This window comes from Rathayibacter sp. AY2B7, from assembly GCF_002931635.1.
Taxonomy (GTDB): domain Bacteria; phylum Actinomycetota; class Actinomycetes; order Actinomycetales; family Microbacteriaceae; genus Rathayibacter.
In genome coordinates, this window is the sequence record NZ_PSUC01000230.1 from 1 (window position 1) to 704 (window position 704).

Here is a 704-nt window from a genome sequence, read left to right on the forward strand (position 1 = left end):
ACGCCGGTGGCAGTGTGGGCTGGGTCTTCGCCGCTGGTGCCGGATGGCCGCCCGAGCGCCGCGATCTCGTGCGTGAAATTATCCAGCAGCACGCCTGGCTCGGGTGCGTCCCCGCCGTCTCCTAGAACGATTGATCGCACTGATCGCGTCGCGATCGGCTGGATCGCGTTCACCGGGCTCCTGGACTAACCGTCCGACCATCGGTGAGGCGGCCTCCGGAATGCCGACCATCGCTCTCGTCGCGGGACTGAAATGTGTTCTGCGGTGTCGACTGCTGTTGACCTGACGTTGATTTGCGGAGGAACGTGCGCCGAGGTGCCACCGGCTCGCTCCTCAGATCCCAGACTCGATAAGAGAGTTCCAGAATACTTCGCCTCGCTCTATGCCATGCGCGGCAGTAAAGCGCGCGGCGTGAGAGTGAGGTTTTACTCGGGCCTGGTGACGCATCTCGCCGCCAAATTCTTTTACGAAGTCGAGTCTCGGGTAGCTGTTCACGACTTCGAGCAGCAGGCGTCAGTCCCAATACTCAGAGCCGCTGCCGGCGACGTCCAGCGATGTTGCGGCTTCGAGAAGGTAGGCCTCGACATCTGAGGGATTCACTGTCGGCCAGGCGTGCTGCTGGATAATTTCACGCACGAGATCGCGGCGCTCGGGCGGCCATCCGGCACCAGCGGCGAAGACCCAGCCCACACTGCCACCGGCGT

The 704-nt window shown here is 63.1% G+C and carries 1 pseudogene; it reads right to left on the reverse strand.

Features of this window, described 5'->3' with window-relative positions:
- Window positions 1-513: 513 nt before the first annotated feature.
- Window positions 514-704: pseudogene (locus C5C27_RS18450) on the reverse strand (cyanamide hydratase); the annotation flags it as partial.